Annotated in this window: 23 protein-coding genes; 16 read left to right on the forward strand and 7 right to left on the reverse strand. The window is 55.8% G+C overall.

Annotated features, from left to right (window positions below):
• The first annotated feature begins 1 nt into the window (after position 1).
• On the forward strand, positions 2-1,969 hold the full coding sequence (gene aaeB / locus AC1M2H_RS02515) for a p-hydroxybenzoic acid efflux pump subunit AaeB (protein WP_480150155.1): 1,968 nt from the start codon (positions 2-4) through the stop codon (positions 1,967-1,969).
• Positions 1,970-2,125: 156 nt separating this feature from the next.
• A complete protein-coding gene (locus AC1M2H_RS02520; RefSeq protein ID WP_480150156.1) occupies positions 2,126-2,401 on the forward strand; it encodes a barstar family protein in 276 nt (91 codons plus the stop codon).
• Positions 2,402-2,450: 49 nt separating this feature from the next.
• Here AC1M2H_RS02520 and yhcN-B read toward each other — a convergent pair whose 3' ends face one another.
• From yhcN-B to argR, 3 genes are all read right to left on the reverse strand, one after another.
• Positions 2,451-2,717, reverse strand: a complete 267-nt coding sequence (gene yhcN-B, locus AC1M2H_RS02525; protein ID WP_426814002.1) for a DUF1471 family stress response protein YhcN-B — start codon at positions 2,715-2,717, stop codon at positions 2,451-2,453.
• Between the two features lie 104 nt (positions 2,718-2,821).
• On the reverse strand, positions 2,822-3,085 hold the full coding sequence (yhcN, locus tag AC1M2H_RS02530; RefSeq protein WP_426814003.1) for a peroxide/acid stress response protein YhcN: 264 nt from the start codon (positions 3,083-3,085) through the stop codon (positions 2,822-2,824).
• A gap of 352 nt (positions 3,086-3,437) precedes the next feature.
• Positions 3,438-3,908, reverse strand: coding sequence for a transcriptional regulator ArgR (gene argR, locus AC1M2H_RS02535; protein ID WP_480150157.1), 471 nt, complete (start codon positions 3,906-3,908; stop codon positions 3,438-3,440).
• Between the two features lie 415 nt (positions 3,909-4,323).
• Between argR and mdh the strand changes: the two genes are divergently transcribed.
• Entirely contained in the window at positions 4,324-5,262 is a 939-nt protein-coding gene (mdh, locus tag AC1M2H_RS02540; RefSeq protein ID WP_480150158.1) for a malate dehydrogenase, read from the forward strand.
• A gap of 57 nt (positions 5,263-5,319) precedes the next feature.
• Here mdh and degS read toward each other — a convergent pair whose 3' ends face one another.
• The 3 genes from degS to zapG all read right to left on the reverse strand — a co-directional run bounded on the left by degS (position 5,320) and on the right by zapG (position 8,434).
• The gene (gene degS / locus AC1M2H_RS02545) at positions 5,320-6,378 is read right to left on the reverse strand and encodes an outer membrane-stress sensor serine endopeptidase DegS (protein ID WP_480150159.1); all 1,059 of its coding nucleotides are present in this window, start codon (positions 6,376-6,378) and stop codon (positions 5,320-5,322) included.
• A 114-nt stretch (positions 6,379-6,492) separates the two neighbouring features.
• The gene (degQ, locus tag AC1M2H_RS02550; protein ID WP_480150160.1) at positions 6,493-7,860 is read right to left on the reverse strand and encodes a serine endoprotease DegQ; all 1,368 of its coding nucleotides are present in this window, start codon (positions 7,858-7,860) and stop codon (positions 6,493-6,495) included.
• 175 nt (positions 7,861-8,035) lie between these two features.
• Entirely contained in the window at positions 8,036-8,434 is a 399-nt protein-coding gene (gene zapG, locus AC1M2H_RS02555; RefSeq protein WP_095099966.1) for a Z-ring associated protein ZapG, read from the reverse strand.
• Positions 8,435-8,624: 190 nt separating this feature from the next.
• On the opposite strand from zapG, the gene zapE reads away from it, so the two are divergent.
• The 5 genes from zapE (at position 8,625) to sspB (ending at position 12,315) form a co-directional block, all read left to right on the forward strand.
• On the forward strand, positions 8,625-9,752 hold the full coding sequence (gene zapE / locus AC1M2H_RS02560; RefSeq protein WP_480150161.1) for a cell division protein ZapE: 1,128 nt from the start codon (positions 8,625-8,627) through the stop codon (positions 9,750-9,752).
• 278 nt (positions 9,753-10,030) lie between these two features.
• The gene (rplM, locus tag AC1M2H_RS02565) at positions 10,031-10,459 is read left to right on the forward strand and encodes a 50S ribosomal protein L13 (protein ID WP_004106200.1); all 429 of its coding nucleotides are present in this window, start codon (positions 10,031-10,033) and stop codon (positions 10,457-10,459) included.
• Between the two features lie 15 nt (positions 10,460-10,474).
• Positions 10,475-10,867 (forward strand): 30S ribosomal protein S9, encoded by a 393-nt coding sequence (rpsI, locus tag AC1M2H_RS02570; RefSeq protein WP_000829815.1) that lies wholly within the window; start codon positions 10,475-10,477, stop codon positions 10,865-10,867.
• A 311-nt stretch (positions 10,868-11,178) separates the two neighbouring features.
• Positions 11,179-11,817, forward strand: a complete 639-nt coding sequence (sspA, locus tag AC1M2H_RS02575; RefSeq protein WP_041147437.1) for a stringent starvation protein SspA — start codon at positions 11,179-11,181, stop codon at positions 11,815-11,817.
• 3 nt (positions 11,818-11,820) lie between these two features.
• On the forward strand, positions 11,821-12,315 hold the full coding sequence (sspB, locus tag AC1M2H_RS02580; protein ID WP_480150162.1) for a ClpXP protease specificity-enhancing factor: 495 nt from the start codon (positions 11,821-11,823) through the stop codon (positions 12,313-12,315).
• A 36-nt stretch (positions 12,316-12,351) separates the two neighbouring features.
• On the opposite strand, the gene AC1M2H_RS02585 is transcribed toward sspB, so the two are convergent.
• Complete coding sequence (locus AC1M2H_RS02585) at positions 12,352-13,002, reverse strand: TetR/AcrR family transcriptional regulator (protein WP_480150163.1); 651 nt, start codon at positions 13,000-13,002, stop codon at positions 12,352-12,354.
• Positions 13,003-13,167: 165 nt separating this feature from the next.
• Here AC1M2H_RS02585 and AC1M2H_RS02590 point away from each other — a divergent pair, with 165 nt between their 5' ends.
• The 8 genes from AC1M2H_RS02590 to AC1M2H_RS02625 all read left to right on the forward strand — a co-directional run bounded on the left by AC1M2H_RS02590 (position 13,168) and on the right by AC1M2H_RS02625 (position 22,810).
• On the forward strand, positions 13,168-13,956 hold the full coding sequence (locus tag AC1M2H_RS02590) for a 3-ketoacyl-ACP reductase (protein WP_480150164.1): 789 nt from the start codon (positions 13,168-13,170) through the stop codon (positions 13,954-13,956).
• Between the two features lie 15 nt (positions 13,957-13,971).
• On the forward strand, positions 13,972-15,123 hold the full coding sequence (locus tag AC1M2H_RS02595) for a Gfo/Idh/MocA family protein (RefSeq protein WP_480150165.1): 1,152 nt from the start codon (positions 13,972-13,974) through the stop codon (positions 15,121-15,123).
• Positions 15,124-15,132: 9 nt separating this feature from the next.
• Positions 15,133-15,966: a sugar phosphate isomerase/epimerase family protein gene (locus AC1M2H_RS02600; protein WP_480150166.1), complete on the forward strand. Its 834-nt coding sequence runs from the start codon at positions 15,133-15,135 to the stop codon at positions 15,964-15,966.
• A 57-nt stretch (positions 15,967-16,023) separates the two neighbouring features.
• On the forward strand, positions 16,024-17,247 hold the full coding sequence (locus tag AC1M2H_RS02605; protein ID WP_480150167.1) for an MFS transporter: 1,224 nt from the start codon (positions 16,024-16,026) through the stop codon (positions 17,245-17,247).
• Between the two features lie 11 nt (positions 17,248-17,258).
• Positions 17,259-19,325, forward strand: coding sequence for an FAD-binding protein (locus tag AC1M2H_RS02610; protein WP_480150168.1), 2,067 nt, complete (start codon positions 17,259-17,261; stop codon positions 19,323-19,325).
• Between the two features lie 91 nt (positions 19,326-19,416).
• On the forward strand, positions 19,417-20,208 hold the full coding sequence (gene nanR / locus AC1M2H_RS02615; RefSeq protein ID WP_480150169.1) for a transcriptional regulator NanR: 792 nt from the start codon (positions 19,417-19,419) through the stop codon (positions 20,206-20,208).
• Between the two features lie 156 nt (positions 20,209-20,364).
• Positions 20,365-21,258 carry an N-acetylneuraminate lyase gene (nanA, locus tag AC1M2H_RS02620; protein WP_480150170.1) on the forward strand — a complete coding sequence of 298 codons (894 nt, stop codon included), beginning with the start codon at positions 20,365-20,367 and terminating at the stop codon, positions 21,256-21,258.
• A gap of 61 nt (positions 21,259-21,319) precedes the next feature.
• Positions 21,320-22,810 (forward strand): sialate:H+ symport family MFS transporter, encoded by a 1,491-nt coding sequence (locus tag AC1M2H_RS02625; RefSeq protein ID WP_480150171.1) that lies wholly within the window; start codon positions 21,320-21,322, stop codon positions 22,808-22,810.
• Positions 22,811-22,813 lie beyond the last annotated feature (3 nt).

Genomic DNA, 22,813 nt, shown 5'->3' on the forward strand with positions numbered 1-22,813 from the left:
CATGGGGATCTTCACTATTGACCCCCGGCACCTGCGCTTTGCCGTTAAGCTGGCGAGTGCGGTGGTGTTGGCGCTTTTTGTCGGCTTTCACTTTCAGCTGGAAACGCCCCGCTGGGCGGTGCTGACGGCGGCAATCGTGGCCGCGGGTCCGGCATTTGCGGCCGGGGGGGAGCCCTATTCTGGCGCCATTCGCTATCGCGGGATGCTGCGTATCGTCGGGACCTTTATCGGCTGTATTGCGGCGCTGGTGATTATCATTCTGATGATTCGCGCCCCGCTGCTGATGATGCTGGTGTGCTGCCTGTGGGCCGGATTTTGCACCTGGATCTCCTCCCTGGTGCGGGTTGAAAACTCCTACGCCTGGGGGCTGGCGGGCTATACCGCGCTGATCATTGTGATCACCATTCATACCGATCCGATGCTGGCGCCGCAGTTCGCCGTCGAGCGCTGCAGCGAGATTGTGGTCGGTATTGTCAGCGCCATCGTGGCGGATCTGCTGTTTTCGCCGCGGTCGATCAAAAAAGAGATCGACCTTGAGCTGGATAACCTGCTGGTTGAGCACTACCGCCTGATGCAGCTCTGCGTGGCGCACTGCGACAGCGAAGTGGTGGATAAAGCCTGGGGCGCGCTGGTTCGCCGGACCAGCGCGCTGGAGGGCATGCGCGCAAACCTGATTATGGAATCCTCGCGCTGGGCGAAGGTAAACCGGCGCCTGAAGGCGATTAATACCCTCTCCCTGACGCTGATCACCCAGGCCTGCGAGACCTACTTAATCCAGAATTCACGCCCGGAGATGGTGACGGATGATTACCGCGAGCTGTTCGCCGAGCCGGTTGAGAGCGTGCAGGATGTATATCGACAGCTGAAGAGAATGCGCCGCTTTTTGACCTGGAAAGGGGAGCATAATACGCCGGTCACGATCTATAGCTGGGTTGGCGCTGCGACGCGCTATCTGCTGTTAAAAAGGGGCGTTGTCGGCAATACCAAAATTAGCCGTATTGAAGATGAAGTGCTGCGGGGCGAAGTGGTGATGAAGGCCGAGTCGGCCGAACGCCATCATGCGATGGTGAACTTCTGGCGAACCTCCATTTCGTGCATTCTTGGCACGTTGTTCTGGCTGTGGACCGGCTGGACCTCCGGCAGCGGGGCGATGGTGATGATCGCAGTGGTCACGGCTCTGGCGATGCGCCTGCCAAACCCGCGTATGGTGGCGCTGGACTTTCTCTACGGGATGCTGGCGGCCCTACCGCTGGGGGCGTTTTTCTTCCTCGTGATTATGCCCGCCACGCAGCAAAGCATGCTGCTGCTATGTATTAGCCTGGCGGTGATGGCGTTCTTCATTGGGATTGAAGTACAGAAGCGGCGGCTGGGATCGCTGGGGGCGCTAGCCGGTACCATCAATATCCTGGTGCTGGATAACCCGATGCAGTTCCAGTTCAGCCAGTTCCTTGACAGCGCTTTAGGCCAGATAGTCGGCTGTTTCCTCGCGCTGATGGTTATCCTGCTGGTGCGGGATAATTCGCGGGCGCGCACCGGGCGCGTGCTGCTCAATCAGTTTGTCTCGGCGGCGGTGTCATCGCTGACCACCAATACCGCCAGGCGCAAAGAGAACCATCTGCCGGCCCTCTATCAGCAGCTCTTCTTATTGTTGAACAAGTTCCCGGACGATATTGCCCGTTTCCGCCTCGCGCTGACGCTAATTATTGCCCATCAGCGCCTGCGGGATGCGCCGGTGCCGGTTAATGACGATCTGTCGTCATACCATCGCCAGCTGCGTCGCACTGCGGATCACGTGATCTCCGCCGGTAATGATGACAAGCGTCGACGCTACTTCTCCCGCCTGCTCGACGAGCTGGATATTTATCAGGAGAAGCTACGGCTCTGGGAAGCCTCGCCGCAGGTGACGGAGCCGGTTCGACGGCTGGTGGAGATGCTGCGTAAGTATCAGCATGCGCTGACGAATAGCTAAAGACCAAAACCGACGCCCGAAGCGTCGGTTTTTTTATCGCTATACTTATTCATCAACGGGACCCCTTCGATTGAGAAATATAAGGATGGTAAAGCGACCGTCCGGCGGTATGGTATTTAGCGGGGAATGGCGGCGGGTTTTAAGCGGGGGCGGGCGATGACGGTCTATACGTTTGATTTCGATGACATAGCGGAACAGCAGGATTTCTATCGCGAGTTTTCGCGCGTCTTTGAGCTGAATCGGGAGAGGGTAAACAATCTGGACTCGCTCTGGGAGGCGACCACCGGCGGCCTGCTGCCGCTACCGCTGGAGATTGAGTTTATTCACTTGAGCGATAAGCAGAGTCGGCGCTTTGGCGCTTTGATTTTGCTGTTTGATGAAGCGGAAGAAGAGCTGGAAGGGGAACTACGTTTTAACGCCCGGCAGGCATAAAAAAGCCCCCGACAGGCGGGGGCAAGTCGTCGGATAAGACGACGAGGGTTTATTTGTACAACTCAGCCGTCGCGTGCCAGGTATCGCCGGTACGGGCTTCAATAATACGGTAGCTGCTGGCGCCTTCTTTAGCGGCTTTCGCCGCCAGTTCCTGACGCATATCCATCGGCGCGCTGCCTACCTGTGAGACAGAAACGGTGCCTATAGACTGTAGGTTCTGAGCCTGTTCGGCGTTGACCTGATGTACGGCGGCGCTGGCGCCGAAGGAGAGTACCGAAGCCAGGCCCAGGGATGCGATGATCATTGCAGTTTTCATAATTTTTACTCCAACCATGTTGATTGCAGCGGCGGGAGGTTTGCTATGTACCTGGGCCGCTGGAGATATTCTGTATTCAGTGAATAACCGATAAGCGTTAAAACTTATTTATAAAGTTCTGCCGTTGCGTGCCAGTGGTCACCGCTACGCGCTTCGATAATGCGATAGGAAGAAGCCCCTTCCTCCTGCGCTTTTTGGTTCAGCAGCGCGTGCATATCCATCGGGGAAGAACTTACCGCGCCGACGGAAACGGTGCCGATTGACTGGCGGCCTTGAGCCTGATCGCTGTTGATTGAATCAGCGGCGAAAGCGCCAAAAGAGAGAACGGACAGGATACTGAGTGCAGCTACGGTTGTTTTGATTTTCATGATGTTCACCTCGTCGAATCTTATTATTGAGGGCTCTTGTTTCGTGACCCTCATCACAAAATCAAGTATACACTAATCACCAAAAATATTAATACCGTGCTAATTGTTTTGAGTGTAAATAATTACATAGGAATGTCTTTTTTATAACAGATAAGAATTAGAAATGTTGTTTATTAGCCAGGATGGTTAACTATTTCTAATAAAATCATAATGATGGATGTATTTGATATTTTGTGCGTTTTCGGCTGTTCCATTCAGTAAAGGAATGTATAGCAGTGAAAAACCACACTAAATGTTAAAGAAATGCTGCATTTTTTGAAGGGCCCTCCGGCGTCAGCCAGAGGGAGAGGGCTTAAAGCTCTTGTTCAAACAGGACCAGAATCGCGTCGTGCAGATCTTTGACGGTAAAGCCTCTGGCCGGGGTGGTAAAGATCGTGTCATCGCCCGCGATACTGCCGAGGATGCCTTCCGTTTTACCCAGGGAATCGAGAAGACGCGCGATAAGCTGCGCTGCGCCCGGGCTGGTGTGAATAACCACGACGGCGTCGTTATAGTCGATGTCCAGTACCAGGTTTTTCAGCGGGCTGGACGTCGTCGGAACGCCAAGCTCGGCAGGCAGACAGTAGACCATTTCCATTTTGGCGTTACGGGTTCGCACCGCGCCAAATTTTGTGAGCATGCGGGAGACTTTCGATTGGTTGATATTATCGAAACCTTGTTCCTGCAGCGCCTGGACGATTTCACCTTGAGAGCTGAATTTTTCTTCTTTAAGCAGTAGTTTAAATGCTTTAACCAGTTCTTCTTGTTTTGCCGAACTTCGCATAAGTCACCCGGATTATGGTGGTAAAAACAACATCATTATGCATAACCATGAATTTTTATGCAAATAATCCGCAAGGGGATAAAGTAAATAATGTTATGAAGGGGGCATATTTTAGCAAATAACCCTGCTAAGGAACATGCCTTCATCACGCGGCGTAAATAGCTGTAAAAGTAAATTAAATGTTATGAGAATGGTGTTGTTTTGCCGAACAGGCTGGGTGTATTGTAACCACTAGTCGGTCCGGTACTACGTTTTGCTGGATGGTCAGTCTCAGGGACGAAAATGCGAAGCGGATGAATCGCTGCGCACCAGAACGCATTCTTCAACCATACTTATTGTAATTGTTCATCTTGTGAATTAAGGTCCAGGCGACGGAGTAACGAAAGACTATATTAACCATAATAAGGAGTTTAGGATGAAAGTTGCAGTCCTCGGCGCCGCTGGTGGAATCGGCCAGGCGCTTGCCCTACTACTTAAGACCCAACTGCCTTCAGGTTCAGAACTCTCGTTGTACGACATTGCTCCGGTAACTCCGGGCGTGGCGGTTGATCTTAGCCATATCCCTACCGATGTAAAAATCAAAGGTTTCTCCGGTGAAGACGCGACCCCGGCGCTTGAAGGTGCTGATGTGGTGCTGATTTCCGCTGGCGTTGCGCGTAAGCCAGGCATGGATCGCTCCGATTTATTTAACGTTAACGCCGGTATCGTGAAAAATCTGGTCCAACAGATTGCCAAAACCAGCCCGCAGGCCTGCATTGGTATTATTACCAACCCGGTGAATACTACGGTGGCTATTGCGGCGGAAGTGCTGAAAAAAGCCGGCGTTTACGATAAGAACAAGCTGTTTGGCGTCACCACGCTGGACATCATCCGCTCTAATACCTTTGTCGCTGAGCTGAAAGATAAATCCTCATCTGATGTCGAAGTGCCGGTGATTGGCGGCCACTCGGGCGTCACTATCCTGCCATTACTGTCCCAGATCGCGGGCGTAAGCTTCAGCGAACAAGAGGTGGCAGACTTGACGAAACGTATTCAAAACGCCGGCACCGAAGTCGTTGAAGCGAAGGCCGGTGGCGGATCGGCAACACTCTCTATGGGCCAGGCGGCAGCACGTTTTGGCCTCTCCCTGGTCCGCGCGCTGCAAGGTGAGAAGGGCGTGGTGGAGTGCGCCTATGTTGAAGGCGATGGCCAGTATGCTCGCTTCTTCTCACAGCCGCTGCTGCTGGGCAAAAATGGCGTGGAAGAGCGCCGTTCGATTGGCACGCTCAGCGCCTTTGAACAGCAGGCGCTGGAAGGCATGCTCGATACGCTGAAGAAAGATATCGCTCTGGGCGAAGAGTTCGTTAATAAGTAAGATTGAGTTGTGAATAAAAAAACCGGACCACATCGTGCTCCGGTTTTTTTATGGCAGCTAGTTGCTTGCCGGGTATTCCTGCACGGCGATATGGAGGGTGATTTTCTTATCTTCGCGCATGATCACCACCGGAATTTCTGAACCCGGGCGGATCTCGGCAACCTGATCCATGGTTTCGAGAGCGGAAACCGCGGGCTTGTCGTTGACCGAGATGATCACGTCGTTGGCGCGGATCCCGGCCTGCGCCGCCGGGCCATCCGGCGCGACGTCGTTAACCACAATCCCCTGTAGCTGATCGATGCCGCCGCCCTGGGCATGCAGCGGCGCGATCTCGCGGCCGCTAATGCCGATATAGCCGCGGATCACTCGACCATCGCGGATCAGCTTATCCATGATTTTCGTCGCCAGCTGGAAGGGGATCGCAAAACCGATCCCTTCCGGCGTTTCGCCGTCGTTGCTTTTATCAAATGAGAGCGTGTTAATGCCCATCAGCTCGCCCAGCGAGTTGATCAGCGCGCCGCCGGAGTTGCCGTGGTTGATAGAGGCATCGGTTTGCAGGAAGTTTTGTCGACCCGTTGGGTTAAGGCCGATACGACCGGTGGCGCTGATAATCCCCTGGGTAATGGTTTGCCCGAGGTTATAAGGGTTGCCAATCGCCAGCACCACATCGCCAATATGCGGCACGCGTTTCGGATTAATCGGGATAACCGGCAGGCCGCCGTTGGCGTTGATTTTTAATACCGCCAGATCGGTCAGGGTATCAGACCCGACCAGCAGAGCCTCAAAGACGCGGCCGTCCTGCAGCGCGATGATGATCTGGTCAGCGTCGTTAATAACGTGCTTATTGGTCAGAATATACCCACGCTGGTCCATGATGACGCCGGAGCCCAGAGTCAGCTGATTTTGGCTGCTGCCGTTGAGGGCGCGATTATAGACGTTGACCACCGCAGGCGCCGCCCGGCGGACGGCAGAATTATAGCTGACGGGCGATTCGTCCGCGCTATCGTACTGGGCCGTCGTCGACAGATGCCATTGACGCAGCGAGGGCATTGCGGCCAGCAGCAGGCCCCCGACGATCAAACCAATGAGTACTGAACGTAAAAGCTTTCCAGGCATGATGCAGGTATCGTTGATGAATGGACAGGCGCAGCATAGCACGACTTACCGGCGTCGTCTTTCACGTTACCGGGACGCAGGGCGCGTCCCGTTGCCCGATTCCGGACCCGCGCATTAGCGCAGCAGGAGATAGATGCTTTCGTTACCGCGCATCACGTTAAGCGCGATCACCGCCGGCTTACTCTCCAACACCTTGCGCAGCTCGGCGATAGTGCTAATACGCTCCCGGTTGAGGCCGATGATAATATCGTCTTTATGCAGGCCGACCTGCGCCGCAGGGCTGGCTTTATCGACGCTATCAACCACCACGCCCTTGGTGCCGTCCTTCATCTGGCCATCGCTCAGCGATGCGCCCTGCAGGGCGGGGATGATCAGCTCGGCGCTGGCGCTGGAGGAGGTGCTCTTATCCAGCGTGACTTCAACGTTCATTGGCTTGCCGTCGCGCAGAAGCCCCAGCTTCACTTTCGTTCCCGGCTCGGTGGTAGCGATACGTGAGCGTAGTTCGGCAAAGCTGTTGAGCGGCTTGTCGTTCATGCTGACGATCACGTCCCCGGATTTAATCCCCGCTTTCGCTGAACCGGAGTTCGGCAGCACTTCGCTGACGAAAGCGCCGCGCTGAACGTCGATGTTCATCGCTTTGGCGATATCGGCGCTCATTTCAGTGCCTTTAATTCCCAGCAGGCCGCGCTTGATTTCGCCAAACTGAATCAGCTGCTGAGCAAGGGTTTTCGCCATGTTGCTGGGAATGGCGAAGCCGATGCCGACGCTGCCGCCGCCCGGCGCCAGAATCGCCGTATTGATGCCTATCAGCTCGCCGTTGAGGTTCAGCAGCGCGCCGCCGGAGTTACCGCGGTTAATCGAGGCATCGGTCTGGATGAAGTTCTCCAGCCCTTCCAGGTTCAGGCCGCTGCGGCCGAGGGCGGAGATAATGCCCGAGGTGGCGGTCTGCCCGAGGCCGAAGGGGTTGCCGACGGCGACGGCAAAATCACCCACGCGCAGCTTATCGGAGTCGGCGATGGCGATTTGCGTCAGATGGGTCGGTTTTTGCAGCTGTAGCAGGGCGATATCGCTTTGATCGTCGCTGCCGACCAGCTTCGCATCAAACTCGCGGCCATCGTTTAGCTGGACGCTGATCTTTTGCGCCTGGCTGATGACGTGATTATTCGTCAGCACATAGCCTTTTTCTGCGTCAATGATAACGCCGGAGCCGAGCCCCTCAAAAGGCTGAGCCTGCTCCTGCGGCGTATTGTCGCCAAAGTATTTTTTCAGCTCTTCCGGCATGTTCTGCGCAGAAGAGGCGGTGCCTTCAACCTGGACGCTAACTACCGCAGGCAGCACTTTTTCCAGCATCGGCGCAAGGCTTGGTACTGCCCCCTGGCCCGGTACCTGCGTGGGTATCGACGCCGTAGCCGTAGGTATAACGGACAACGATAACCCTATGCTTAACGCTAACGCACTCAACAGCAAAGTCTGTTTCTTCATTAGATGCTGGCTCTCGTAACCTGAGGTGTGTGGAAAAACGTCCCGAATGGCCTGATGTTATTGAATTTTCGACCAGGTAACAATGTGGTCAATGTTTTAAATTGTAGCTGGGATGTAGGGGAGAAGACGGGCGCAGAGAGTGCGCCCGGAAAATATTTTTACGCTAACCACAGGATTAGTCGCGTTTTGCACCGCCGCGCAGCAGGCCGGATGCGCCTTCAGAATAGTCGCGCGGCATCTGCACCGGCGCCTGATCGTTACCGGCTTCTGATTCAGCCAGACGGTTACGGAACGGATTGGCCTCCGCCATGGTATCCGGCAGCAGGTTGCTGGAGCTTTTTGCCATATGCTGGTACAGCTGGCGATAGTCATCGGCCATGTTATCCAGCAGTTCGGCGCTGCGGGCAAAATGGCTGACCAGCTCTTCACGATACTCTTCCAGCTCTGTTTTATTCTTTTCGAGTTCGAACTGCAGCGCCTGCTGTTGACGTAATTTGCGGTTGCCAAAACGCATGGCGACGGCACCGATGATGATACCGACAACTAGCCCAATCAGCGCATATTCCCAGGTCATGTACATCTCCCGTTGTTTTGTGGTTCCGTAGGGTGGCTATGAGGCTCTCCGCCTGCGCCCGATAGTGCCACTATAACCGCTAATTCCACAGAAGTGGAATCCTGGCGTATCATCGCGTAGTGTAGAACGGCCTTTTTTTCGACAATCGTGAGCTTTGACGTTACGATTTTCAAGGAATAACAATTAGATCATGCAAAGCCTGTCCCCAACATCGCGTTACCTTTTAGCTCTCAAAGAGGGCTCTCATCAGCCCGACGGCGTCCAGCAAGAAGCGGTAAGCCGCCTCGATACTATTTATCATGAACTGCAGGCAAAACCCGCGCCGACGCCGCAAAGCGGCGGCCTGCGGGCGAAATTTGGCAAACTGCTGGGCAAACGTGAGCCGGCGCCTGAAACGGGCTCCGCCCGCGGCCTGTATATGTGGGGCGGCGTGGGACGCGGTAAAACATGGCTGATGGACCTTTTTTATCAGAGCCTGCCCGGCGAGCGTAAGCAGCGCCTGCACTTTCACCGCTTTATGCTGCGCGTTCATGAAGAACTGATTGCCCTGCAGGGGCACAGCGACCCGCTGGAGATCCTTGCCGACCGCTTCAAGGCGGAAACCGATGTGCTGTGCTTTGATGAGTTTTTTGTTTCAGACATTACCGATGCCATGCTGCTGGGCGGGTTAATGAAGGCGCTGTTTGCGCGCGGCATCACGCTGGTGGCGACCTCGAATATTCCCCCGGACGATCTGTACCGTAACGGCCTGCAGCGCGCTCGCTTCCTGCCGGCTATCGAGGCGATCAAGCAGCATTGCGACATCATGAACGTCGATGCGGGCATTGATTACCGCCTGCGTACGCTCACTCAGGCCCACCTCTGGCTATCGCCGCTCAACGAGCAGACCCGGCAGCAGATGGATAAGCTGTGGCTGGCGCTGGCCGGCGCTAAGCGCGAGCAGACGCCCGTGCTGGAGATTAACCACCGCCCCCTGCCCACGCTCGGCGTGGAGAACCAGACCCTGGCGGCGTCGTTCACAACGCTGTGCGTCGATGCGAGAAGCCAGCATGACTACATTGCGCTGTCTCGCCTGTTCCATACTGTGATGCTGTTTGATGTCCCGGTGATGACGATGCAGCTGGAGAGCGAGGCGCGCCGCTTCATTGCGCTGGTCGATGAATTCTACGAGCGCCACGTAAAGCTGGCGGTCAGCGCGGCGGTGCCGCTGCACGAAATTTACCAGGGCGAACGCCTGAAGTTTGAGTTCCAGCGCTGTCTGTCACGCCTGCAGGAGATGCAGAGCGAGGAGTATTTAAAGCGCCCCCATATGCCGTGACGCGCCTTTCTCCCTCTCCCGCCGGGAGAGGGCCGAGGCACCAGCGCCAGGGGGCCAAAAAACCAATCCAAATCACATAAAGGGGTCGATCTTTGCCCGCGACTTCTCTATAATCTTGCGACCCCACGTTACGAGAAGGTTTTTTTCCCAAAACTTTCTATGCGCCGGCATAGGCTATTCGAAGGGGTAGGTTTGCTGGACAATGTCGTGTGAACCTCAACTGACTAAACGTTTGGGTGTTCACCAACGTGTAACTTATTTATTTGGGTAAGCTTTTAATGAAAACTTTTACAGCTAAACCAGAAACCGTAAAACGCGACTGGTATGTTGTTGACGCGACCGGTAAAACTCTGGGCCGTCTGGCTTCCGAACTGGCTCTGCGCCTGCGCGGCAAGCATAAAGCGGAATACACTCCGCACGTTGATACCGGTGATTACATCATCGTCCTGAACGCAGAAAAAGTTGCTGTAACCGGCAACAAGCGCGAAGACAAAATGTATTACCATCACACCGGCCACATCGGTGGTATCAAAGAAGCGACCTTTGAAGAGATGATTGCTCGCCGTCCTGAGCGTGTGATTGAAATCGCGGTTAAAGGCATGCTGCCAAAAGGCCCGCTGGGTCGTGCTATGTACCGTAAACTGAAAGTTTACGCGGGTAACGAGCACAACCACGCGGCACAGCAACCGCAAGTTCTTGACATCTAATCGGGATTATAGGCAATGGCTGAAAATCAATACTACGGCACTGGTCGCCGCAAAAGTTCCGCAGCTCGCGTTTTCATCAAACCGGGCAACGGCAAAATCGTTATCAACCAACGTTCTCTGGAACAGTACTTCGGTCGTGAAACTGCCCGCATGGTAGTTCGTCAGCCGCTGGAACTGGTCGACATGGTTGAGAAACTGGATCTGTACATCACCGTTAAAGGTGGTGGTATCTCTGGTCAGGCTGGTGCGATCCGTCACGGTATCACCCGCGCTCTGATGGAGTATGATGAGTCCCTGCGTGGCGAACTGCGTAAAGCTGGCTTCGTTACCCGTGATGCTCGTCAGGTTGAACGTAAGAAAGTCGGTCTGCGTAAAGCACGTCGTCGTCCTCAGTTCTCCAAACGTTAATTGCTTTCTGCTCACGCAGAACAATTTGCGAAAAAACCCGCTTCGGCGGGTTTTTTTATGGATAAAACGGCCGTTTTCCGCGGCTAAGTCACCCATTCTTACCACTTTTTCAGCATTTCCAGAATCCCCTCACCACAACGTCGTCAAGATCTGGTAAACTATCATCCAATTTTCTGCCCAAATGCTGGTGATTGTTCGTTTTTTGTTTCTTTCATAAACGAGAATCTCTTCCCGCGAATGGGGTTTTTACATCTGGCTGGCCATGCGTGGCTGGTAGCAGTACAAAATTCTGAATATACCTGGAGGTTTTCATGGCTGTCGCTGCCAACAAACGTTCGGTAATGACGCTGTTTTCTGGTCCTACTGACATCTATAGCCATCAAGTCCGCATCGTGCTGGCAGAAAAAGGTGTTAGTTTTGAGATAGAACACGTGGAGAAGGATAACCCACCTCAGGATCTGATTGACCTCAACCCAAATCAAAGCGTACCGACGCTGGTGGATCGTGAGCTCACTCTGTGGGAATCCCGCATCATTATGGAATATCTGGATGAGCGTTTCCCACATCCGCCGCTAATGCCGGTTTATCCGGTGGCGCGTGGTGAAAGCCGTCTGTACATGCAACGCATCGAAAAAGACTGGTATTCTCTGATGAATACCATTCAGACCGGTACCGCCGCGCAGGCTGACAACGCGCGTAAGCAGCTGCGTGAAGAGCTGCAGGCGATTGCGCCGGTCTTCACCCAGAAGCCTTATTTCCTGAGCGACGAGTTCAGCCTGGTAGACTGCTACCTTGCACCGCTGCTGTGGCGTTTACCGGTACTCGGCGTGGAAGTGATTGGCGCTGGCGCGAAGGAGCTCAAGGGCTATATGACTCGCGTATTTGAGCGTGACTCCTTCCTGGCTTCCTTAACTGAACCCGAGCGTGAAATGCGACTCGGTCGAGGCTAACCGATGGATGTATCGCAGCTAACGCCGCGTCGCCCGTACCTGCTGCGGGCGTTCTATGAGTGGCTGCTGGATAACCAGCTGACTCCGCATCTGGTTGTGGATGTGACACTGCCAAACGTACTGGTGCCGATGGAGTACGCGCGCGACGGACAAATCGTTCTCAACATTGCTCCGCGCGCCGTTGGAAATCTGGAGCTGGCTAACGATGAAGTGCGCTTCAATGCCCGCTTTGGCGGCGTTCCGCGCAATGTCTCCGTTCCGCTGGCTGCCGTACTGGCTATCTACGCGCGTGAAAACGGCGCGGGGACCATGTTCGAACCGGAAGCGGCTTATGATGAAGACGCCATCAGTCTGAACGATGACGAAGCATCGTTAAGCAACGAGAGCGAAACGGTGATGTCGGTGATTGACGGCGATAAGCCGGATAATCACGAAGACGATCCTGATGATACGCCGCCGCCGCGCGGTGGGCGACCGGCGCTACGCGTCGTGAAGTAATACGTTTTCAGGCAGGGCCATCAGGCCCTGCTTTTTTTATGCCTGCGCGCCGGGCATCAGCCAGCAGGCAATCGTCTCGCGCATCACTTTCCTTCGGGCAACCAGTGCTTCCGGGCGCTTCAAATCTTGCTGATAGATAATCGACAGCGTTGACTGGTTGATCAGATAGAAAAAACCCAGCGCCGACATCGTAATATTCAGCTGCATGGCATCGATCCCTGCTCGAATCGTACCGTCTTCCTGCCCGCGCTCAAGGATGCGCTGGGTGATCGCAAGCCAGCTGCTGTTAATCGGCACGATGGTATCCACTCCTTTCAGATGGCGTGCTTTCAGCTGGTTCTCACTGTTCAGAAGCTGAATAAATTCCGGGTTCTCGAGATAATAGTGCCAGGTGAAATCCATCAGCTCGAGCACCGCATCGCGGGCAGGCAGATGATCCAGTTCGAGCGCCGCTTCTTTGGTACGAATATCCTGATACGCCACCTGCAAAACGTGGGTAAAGAGCGTGTCTTTATTTTCGAAATAGTAATAGATCAGCTGCTTGTTCACTTTCGCCGTCGCAGCAATCTGATCGATCCTCGCCCCATCAAAACCATTCTCAGCAAACTCTTTTTTTGCCGCGTTCAGGATCAGGCATTTTGTGAGATCTGGATCATGCCTGCGCTTCGTTCTCGATTCCCCTTTCATAGGATCTCCATTCAATTTATTGTTTTAATTGTAGTTTTAAATAAATCAACCATCTAGTTGATTTTGCGAGGGCGATCATGATTTTAATTTTTGACTCTTTCTATACTGATTTCGAAGTTTCAACCATTTAGTTGAAATGTATCGCACTCAGCAGGGAGTATCCTCATGATCCACTCGCAGCGTCCGGTAGCATTGGTGACAGGCTCCACACGGGGAATTGGTAAAGCCTGTGCGCTCGCGCTTGCCAGAGCCGGGTTTCACGTCGCCATTAACGGACGTGATAACGACGAAGGCCGTGCCCGGCAACAAGCCATGGTAGCGGAATTAGAACAGTTTGGCATTGAAGCGCTGGCATTGCCGGGAGATGTCGCAGATTTACCGCTCCAGCAGCCTATGTTTGACAAGGTGTTAGCGCGCTGGGGGCGACTGGACTGCGTCGTCAACAATGCCGGGACTGCGGCGAAACAGCGCGGCGATCTGCTGGAGGTCACGCCAGAAAATTATCAGTACTGCCAGGACGTCAACACCAGGGCGATGTTCTTCTTTTGTCAGAAAGCCGCACGCGCCATGCTGCGGCAAGGTGAGCTTAACAATCAGCACCGTTCCATCATCAACATCACCTCCTGCAGCGCCCACAGTCTGTCGATTTCCCGTGGCGAATACTGCGTCTCGAAAGCAGCAGCAAGCATGGTCACGCAACTCTTCGCGTTACGTCTGGCGCAAGAGGGTGTGGGCGTATACGAGCTGCGTCCGGGCATTATCGCCACCGACATGACCAGCGGTATAAAACCAAAGTATGACCAGTTAATCAGCGACGGTCTGGTGCCCATGAAGCGCTGGGGGCAGCCGGATGATATCGCCGTTGTCGTTGATGCTCTGGCCAGCGGCAGACTCCCTTTCACCGTCGGTCAGATTATCGATGTCGATGGCGGCCTGAACAAATCCCACTTTTAATCACGAGGCACAACAATGGCTACAATTTCCGTTGGCATTATCATGCATGGTGTAACCGGTCGGATGGGTAAGAATCAGCATCTGATCCGCTCGATCGTCGCGATTCGTGAGCAGGGCGGTGTTCTGCTGGCAAACGGCGATCGGCTGTTGCCGGATCCTGTCCTGATTGGCCGCAATGAAGAAAAAATTGCCGCGCTGGCAAAACAGACGGGAATTACCCGTTGGGGTACTGATCTGGATGTCGCGCTTGCCAATCCTAACGACAGTATTTTCTTTGATGCCGCCACCACCCAGGCGCGCCCCACCTTGCTGAAAAAAGCCATTGCCGCCGGTAAACACATCTACTGCGAAAAACCGGTGGCGGTGAGCCTGTCCGAGGCGATGGAACTCTATCACTACGCAGAGCAGCAGGGTGTTTGCCACGGCGTCGTGCAGGACAAACTTTGGCTGCCAGGCCTGCGTAAACTGCAAATGCTCAACCAGGCAGGCTTCTTTGGTCAGGTGCTGTCAGTGCGCGGTGAGTTTGGCTACTGGGTGTTTGAAGGCGACTTACAGCCGACCCAGCGTCCCTCCTGGAACTACCGTCAGGAAGAGGGCGGCGGCATCATTCTCGATATGATCTGTCACTGGCGCTATGTCATCGACAACCTGTTCGGCGAAATCAAAAGCATCAGTTGCCTGGGCGCGACCCACATCCCGGAACGTTTTGACGAGCAGGGCAAGGTGTATAAAGCCACCGCTGACGATGCTGCCTATGCCACCTTTGAACTGAAAAACGGCACCATCGTGCAGATCAACAGCTCCTGGTGCGTGCGTGTGCGCCGCGACGATCTGGTCACCTTCCAGGTTGACGGCGTCAACGGCTCTGCTGTAGCCGGGCTCACCGACTGCCTGACGCAATCGCGAGTGAACACACCCAAACCGGTCTGGAACCCGGATGTCCGCCAGACGCACAACTTCTTTGAAGACTGGTCGCCAGTGCCGGACACCACGACTTACGACAACGCCTTCAAAGTGCAGTGGGAACTCTTCCTGCGCCACGTTCACGGTGAGATTGATTTCCGCTGGAACCTGCTCGAAGGGGCAAAAGGTGTGCAACTGGTTGAACTGGCCCTGCAGAGCTGGAAAGAGCGCCGCTGGGTTGATGTTCCGTCGCTGGTTCGTTAAGGGGGCACTATGCAACAACCCGATCCACGGCGGTTATCGCTGAATACCGCCACTGTCCGCCAACAGTGGACGCTAGATAAAATTATCGATGGCTGCGCCCGCCATGAGATTCGCGGCATCTCGCCGTGGCGCGATCAGGTGCAGGCGCTTGGGCTGGAACGCGCGGCCCAGCTGATTCGCAGCAACGAGCTGACCGTCAGCGGTTACTGCCGCGGCGGGATGTTTCCCGGCGTTGACGATGTGGCGCGGCGTGCGGCTGATGAAGACAATCGCCGGGCGGTCGATGAAGCACTGGCGGTGAATGCCGCCTGTCTGGTGCTGGTGGTCGGCGGCCTGCCTGGGGATTCAAAAGACATCGCCGGGGCGCGCAGCCAGGTGCGAGACGGCCTGGGCCGCCTGCTGGACTACGCGCGCAATGTGGGTATGCCGCTGGCTATTGAGCCCTTACATCCGATGTATGCCGCAGACCGTGCCTGCGTGAACACCCTGGAGCAGGCCAACGACCTTTGTGATGAGCTGGGAGATGACGGATTAGGTATGGCCGTCGATCTGTACCACACCTGGTGGGATCCGAAATTTTTCCAGCAGCTCACCCGCGCCGGGCACAAACGCATCCTTGGGTTTCACATCTGCGACTGGCTGGTGCCAACGAATCATCTGCTACTCGATCGCGGCATGATGGGCGACGGCGTCATTGATATCCGCGCTGCCCGCCTGGCCGTTGAGGCGCTGGGCTACGAAGGGGCGCATGAAGTGGAGATTTTCTCCGAGCATAACTGGTGGCAACGGGACCCTGACACGGTGCTGGCTACCTGCAAAGCGCGTCATATGACGCATTGTTAATCAGATTTTGGCTGTATCTGATGTCTCGTCAGTCTTACCAGGTTAGTCGAGGGAAATATGAATACAGATACAAAAAAGATGATACTGGTGTCGGTGCTTTGCGGCCTGGGCTACATGATGTACTCCGTGGATCGCATGACCGTCTCCTCTGCAATCGGGCTTATTGCCACGGATTTCGGGCTGGGTAAAGGCCAGTCAGGCGTCCTGATGAGCTCTTTCTTCTATGGCTTTATCGGGTTTTTGTTTCTGTCGGGGATTATCGCCGACAAACTCAGCGGCAAGCCGGTGCTGATTTTAGGCCTAGTAATGTTCTCGGTCGCCACCATGCTTACCGGTGTGGCAGGGAGCCTCAGCTCGCTGATTTTTTACCGCGTGATGACCGGCATCGGCGAGGGGGTTTTCTGGCCCGCGGCCTCGCTGGAAGTCGCCAACGTCACCACTGAGAAGCAACGCACCACGGTGATGTCTCTCTACTGGATGGGTTACCCGATCGGCGGCTTCTTTGGCACCTGGCTGGGTGCGGTACTGGGCCCAGAATATGGCTGGCGCTTCGTCTTCTATGTCGCCGGTGGCCTCGGGATTCTGGTGGCGATTGCCTACGCGGTGCTGGTGAAATCGGAGCCGAAGAAAGTCGTCACCGTAGCCAAACATGAAAAAATCCCGTTAAAACAACTCTTTCGTAACCAGTCCGTGATGCTGATGGCGTTCTACTACTTCCTGCTGCTGAGCGGCTGGTGGATTGTCCTGCTCTGGGCGCCCACGTTCCTGATGAACGTCAAGCAGCTCACTATCGGCACCGCTGGCACCATTGCGAGCCTGCTGGGGCTGACCGGTGCGCTGGGCGGTTTCCTGCTGGGGCGCATTTGCGATGGCGGTGATTTCTCCCGTAAGCGCAGCATCCTGATAGGTATCACCGTTGCCAGCAGCCTGCTTATGGCTGCGATGGTACTGCAACTGCCGGTGTTCGCAGTCGTCATCCTGGTTATGTTGCTTGGCCTGCTGGGCTACCCCGTGACGCCGCTGGTGCTCTCCTTTACGGCAGAGCTGGTGCCGTCACAGCTTCGCGGTTCGGCAATTGGCTTTGTGATGAATGTGGGCATGGCCGCAGGCGGTATTTCTCCGGTGCTGGCGGGCTATTTTGCCGACAAATACTCCATGTCTGCGGTCTGGTTTGTGGCGGCCTGCGTCATGGTGGTCAGTTCGGTGCTGCTCCTGGGCGTACGAAAAGTCGCAAAGCCAGTTAAAGAGATGGACATGTCCGGGCTGTCATCACGCGTTTAACGAGGTAAAACATGGCAATAACGATCCCGCAGTCGATCCTGGAGAACCTGACCAACGTAACCATGCCGCGCCATGTTTCGCTGGCGGAGCCGCAGCAAACCCTGACGATCGACGGATTTCGTATTCCGGTTTATCACTGCGATGCACTGGTGGTCGGCAGCGGTGCCGCCGGGCTGCGTGCGGCGGTAGAGCTCAAACGCCGGAAGGTGAATGTGCTGGTGGCGACTCAAACGCTGTTCTGGGGCACCTCTGCCTGTTCGGGATCCGATAAGCAGACCCTGCATACCGCGTCGACCAGCTTTAAGGGCGACAATTTCACCGCGCTCGCCTGGGCCATTGGCGCTGGCGGGTCGATGGACGCGGATACCGCGTACGTGGAATCCGTAGGGTCGGTTGAGGCGTTTATTGGCCTGAAAAGTATGGGGCTGCCCCTGCCGGAAGACCAGTATGGTGCGGTGCTGCGCTACCAGACGGATCACGATGAAGTCGGGCGCGCCACCAGCTGCGGTCCGCGCACCTCAAGACTGATGGTGAAGGTACTGGCAGAAGAAGCCGTGCTGCTGGGCGTGCCCTTTGTGGATCATGCCACGGCCGTGCGGTTACTGACCGAAGGTGAAGGGGAGAAGCGCCGGGTGGCGGGCGTTCTCGCCATCGTCAAAGGCGCCAGAGCGGAGGATAACCCATGGGGATTGTGCCTGATGCAAAGCCCGACGGTGGTGCTGGCGGCGGGTGGGCCTGGGGAGTTGTTCCGGGACAGCGTCTATCCGAAACGCTGCTTCGGTTCACTGGGGCTGGCGCTGGAGGCGGGCATTGCCACCGTCAATCTGACGGAGCATCAGTTTGGCATTGGCACCCGTCGAGACGAGTTTCCGTGGAACCTCTCCGGTACCTACGTGCAGAGCATGCCCTATATCTACTCCGTCGATGCGCACGGCCAGGAGCACAATTTCCTCGCCCGCTACTACCGCACCACCCGGGAGCTGGCTTCGAACATCTTCCGCAAAGGCTACCAGTGGCCGATTCATGCCACGCGAATGCTGGATTTTGGCTCAAGTCTGGTGGATCTGGCGATTTACAACGAGTCACAGGCTGGGCGCACCATCCTGATGGATTTTAACCGCAACCCGCTGCCGGTGCCGGACGACGAGCCTTTTGCCATCGGCAATCTCGACGAAGATGTTTATCATTACCTGCGCAACAACGATGCCTGCCTTGAGCTGCCCATTGCGCGTTTGCAGCGAATGAATCCTCTGGCTATTGAGCTATACAAGCATCATGGGCACGATCTTACGACGCAGCCGCTGCCGTTCAACGTTAACCATCAGCACATGAATGGCGGCATTGCGGTGGATACCTGGGGTCACTCCTCGCTGAACGGCTGTTATGCGGTGGGGGAAGCGGCAGGAACGCACGGCGTGACGCGGCCCGGCGGGGCGGCGCTTAATGCCGGCCAGGTCTTTGGCTTACGCTGCGCGAAGCACATTGCGGCGACCCCGCGTGAAGCCTCGGCGGCCCTGTTCGAGGCGCAAACGGCTCTGTTGCTGCGCCAGATCCAGCAGGACAGTCAGCATCCTGAGGCGTTGCCCATTGATGCGGTACGCGATGAGATCCAACAGCGCATGAGTGAGCGGGCCGGGTTTGTGTGCGACGCCGCGTTAGTGCCGGGCGCACGTCAGGCCGCGCAGCGTCTGAATCAGCGTATTGCCCAGTACGGGGTGGCGATTGCGCATCCCAATCAGGCGGCCTTCAGTCTACAGTGGCGGCAGATGGCGCTGGCCTCAGAGGCCCTGCTGGTGGCGCTGGATACCTATATCGCAAAAGGCGGGGGCAGTCGGGGGGCAAGGATGCTGTGTGCTGCCGATGGCGCGGTGGTGCCGCGAACCCGCGAGGGCGAGCTGTCTGACTTTCGGTTTATCCCGGAAAACCCCGAACACCGGCAGGAGCAGTTGCAGGTGACCTGGCACAATGGGGCATTCAGCGTGGAGGTAAAATCCCTGCGCGCCCTTGATGACCTGTCGACGATTTTCTTTGAGAAGAACTGGCCCGCGTATCTGACGGATGAAATATACCGTCGTTAGCGGTGCAGGAGAGTGGCAGGCGTTAACTTCGCCAGTCAGATATTCATGTGATATGATGAAGTTGTTGTCACGTTTGTCACTCTTCACTACCATGGCTGCTATGAAAGCAACAGATCCCCAACCAGAAAATACCGTTGAAAACGTCGGGCGCGCTTTGCGTCGCCGACCGCTGGCGCGTAAAAAACTGTCGGACATGGTGGAAGAAGAGCTTGAGCAGATGATTCGCCGTCGCGAATTTGCCGAAGGTGAAGCCTTGCCCTCGGAACGTGAACTGATGGAGTTTTTCAACGTGGGCCGCCCTTCGGTACGTGAAGCGCTGGCGGCGCTCAAACGCAAAGGGCTGGTGCAAATCAACAACGGCGAACGCGCCCGCGTGTCGCGCCCTTCTGCAGACACCATCATCGGTGAACTCTCCGGCATGGCGAAAGATTTTCTCTCCCGGCCTGGCGGTATTGCCCACTTCGAGCAGTTGCGCCTCTTTTTTGAATCCAGCCTGGTGCGCCATGCCGCATCTCACGCCACGGATGAACAGCTCGATCGCCTGAGCAAAGCCCTGGAGCTCAACAGCCAGTCACTGGATGACAACGCCCTGTTTATTCGCTCGGACGTGGAGTTCCATCGTGTTCTCGCCGAGATCCCCGGTAACCCGATTTTTCTGACCATCCACGTCGCCTTGCTCGACTGGCTGATTGCCGCCCGCCCAACGGTGCCGGAAAAAGAGTTACACCAGCACAATAACCTCAGCTATCAGCAGCATATCGAAATTGTGAATGCCATTCGTCAGCGCGATCCCGATGCCGCTGACGCCGCGCTGCACCTCCACCTCAACAGTGTTTTTGCCACCTGGCACGCCTTCGATAAACAGCAAAAATCCCGCGCCTGAACCCCTCAGGCCGCCCGTTTTGACGATCCCGTTTTCGATCCTATAGTGCGTTAGATCGCATTTCGCATCTTCACCCGCCAGTCTCGATCAATTGCAGTGGTATAATAGGTATAAAGGTATATAGTCAAAAATCACTTGATGCAACAGGAGAAGACAATGACCGCTCAATTACGAGGCGTGATGGCTGCGCTGTTAACGCCGTTTGATGCCAGTGAAAAACTGGATACCGAAAGCCTGCGCCGCCTGGTGCGTTTCAACATTCAGCAGGGGATAGACGGGCTGTACGTGGGAGGATCGACCGGCGAAGCCTTTGTGCAGAGCATCGCTGAACGTGAACAGGTGCTGGAGATTGTTGCCGAAGAGGCCAAAGGGAAAATCACCCTGATTGCCCATGTTGGCACGGTGAGTACCCATGAGAGCCAGCAGCTGGCGCAGGCCGCAAACCGCTACGGGTTTGATGCGGTGTCGGCCGTCACGCCGTTCTACTACCCTTTCAGCTTTGAAGAGCATTGCGCGCACTACCGTGCGGTCACCAATGCGGCCGACGGGCTGCCGATGGTGGTCTATAACATCCCGGCGCTGAGCGGCGTGAAGCTCACCCTCGATCAAATCGACACCCTGGTAACCCTGCCGGGCGTGGGCGCGCTCAAGCAAACCTCGGGTGATCTGTTCCAGATGGAGCAGATCCGCCGCGCGCATCCGGATCTGGTGCTCTATAACGGATATGACGAGATCTTTGCATCCGGCTTAATGGCGGGCGCAGATGGCGGCATCGGCAGCACGTATAACATCATGGGCTGGCGCTACATGGGCATTGCGAAAGCTCTGAAAGAGGGCGATGTGACCACCGCTCAGCGCCTGCAGGCGAACTGCAATGAGGTTATCGACTTGCTGATTAAGGTCGGTGTTTTCCGTGGGCTTAAAACCGTACTGCATTACATGGATGTGCTGGCGGTGCCGCTTTGCCGTAAGCCGTTTGCGCCGGTGGATGAGCGCTATCTGCCAGAACTGAAAGCCCTGGCAGACAGACTGCTTGCAGAAAAGGCATAACATCTCGTGCCAGATGCTGAGTATGGGTATCTGGCACCCTACATTTCGTCGGGAGCGTCACATGATTACAACAACCCAAAACATCCCGTGGTATCGCCATCTTAACCGGGCGCAATGGCGCGCCTTTTCTGCCGCCTGGCTGGGTTACCTGCTCGATGGTTTCGATTTTGTTCTGATTGCCCTTGTTCTGACTGAAGTACAAAGTGAGTTTGGCCTGACCACGGTTCAGGCGGCGAGCCTGATCTCTGCGGCGTTCATCTCCCGCTGGTTTGGCGGCCTGATGTTAGGCGCGATGGGGGACAGGTACGGGCGCCGCCTCGCGATGGTCACCAGTATTATTCTCTTCTCCGTCGGCACCCTGGCCTGCGGCCTGGCACCGGGTTTCACCACCATGTTTATTGCCCGTCTGGTTATCGGCATGGGGATGGCGGGGGAATACGGCTCCAGCGCGACCTATGTGATTGAAAGCTGGCCTAAGCAAATGCGCAACAAGGCGAGCGGATTTTTAATTTCCGGTTTTTCCGTTGGGGGGGTTGTTGCAGCACAGGTCTATAGCCTGGTGGTGCCGGTCTGGGGATGGCGTGCGCTATTCTTCATCGGCATCCTGCCGATTATCTTTGCTCTCTGGCTGCGAAAAAACATTCCAGAAGCCGAAGACTGGAAAGAAAAACATGAAGGCAAAACGCCGGTGCGCACCATGGTGGACATCCTCTACCGGGGTAAAAATCAGGTCATAAACGTGCTGATGACGGTCATTGCGGCCACATCGCTGTGGTACTGCTTTGCCGGAGAAATGAAAAATGCTGCGCTGGTGGCGATTCTCGGGCTGGTGTGTGCGGGCATCTTTATCAGCTTTATGGTGCAGAGCAGTGGCAAGCGCTGGCCGACGGGCGTTATGTTGATGGTGGTGGTGCTCTTTGCTTTCCTCTACTCCTGGCCCATTCAGGCGTTGCTGCCAACTTATCTGAAAACGGAACTGGCCTACTCTCCTTCGACCGTTGCCAGGGTGCTTTTCTTTAGCGGCTTCGGTGCGGCGGTCGGCTGCTGCGTGGGCGGTTTTTTGGGCGACTGGCTTGGCACCCGCAAAGCTTATGTGTGTAGCCTGCTGGCCTCACAGATCCTGATTATTCCGGTGTTTGCCATTGGCGGCAACAGCGTCTGGGTGCTCGGTTTTCTGCTCTTCTTCCAGCAAATGCTGGGCCAGGGGATCTCGGGCATTTTGCCTAAACTGATCGGGGGCTATTTCGACACCGATCAGCGTGCGGCAGGACTGGGGTTCACCTACAACGTGGGAGCGCTGGGCGGCGCGCTGGCTCCGATCCTCGGTGCCGTGATTGCCCAACGGCTGGCTCTCGGGACGGCGCTGGGATCGCTCTCCTTTAGCCTGACGTTCGTCGTTATCCTGTTGATTGGTCTGGATATGCCGTCACGCGTGCAGCGCTGGCTGCGTCCGGAGGCGCTGCGCACCCACGATGCCATCGACGGCAAACCGTTGAGCGGGGCGATAACCCGCGACGGCAACAAAAACGGCTTACTGAACACAAAAGGATAAGAC

It is taken from the genome of Klebsiella sp. F11, from assembly GCF_056712265.1.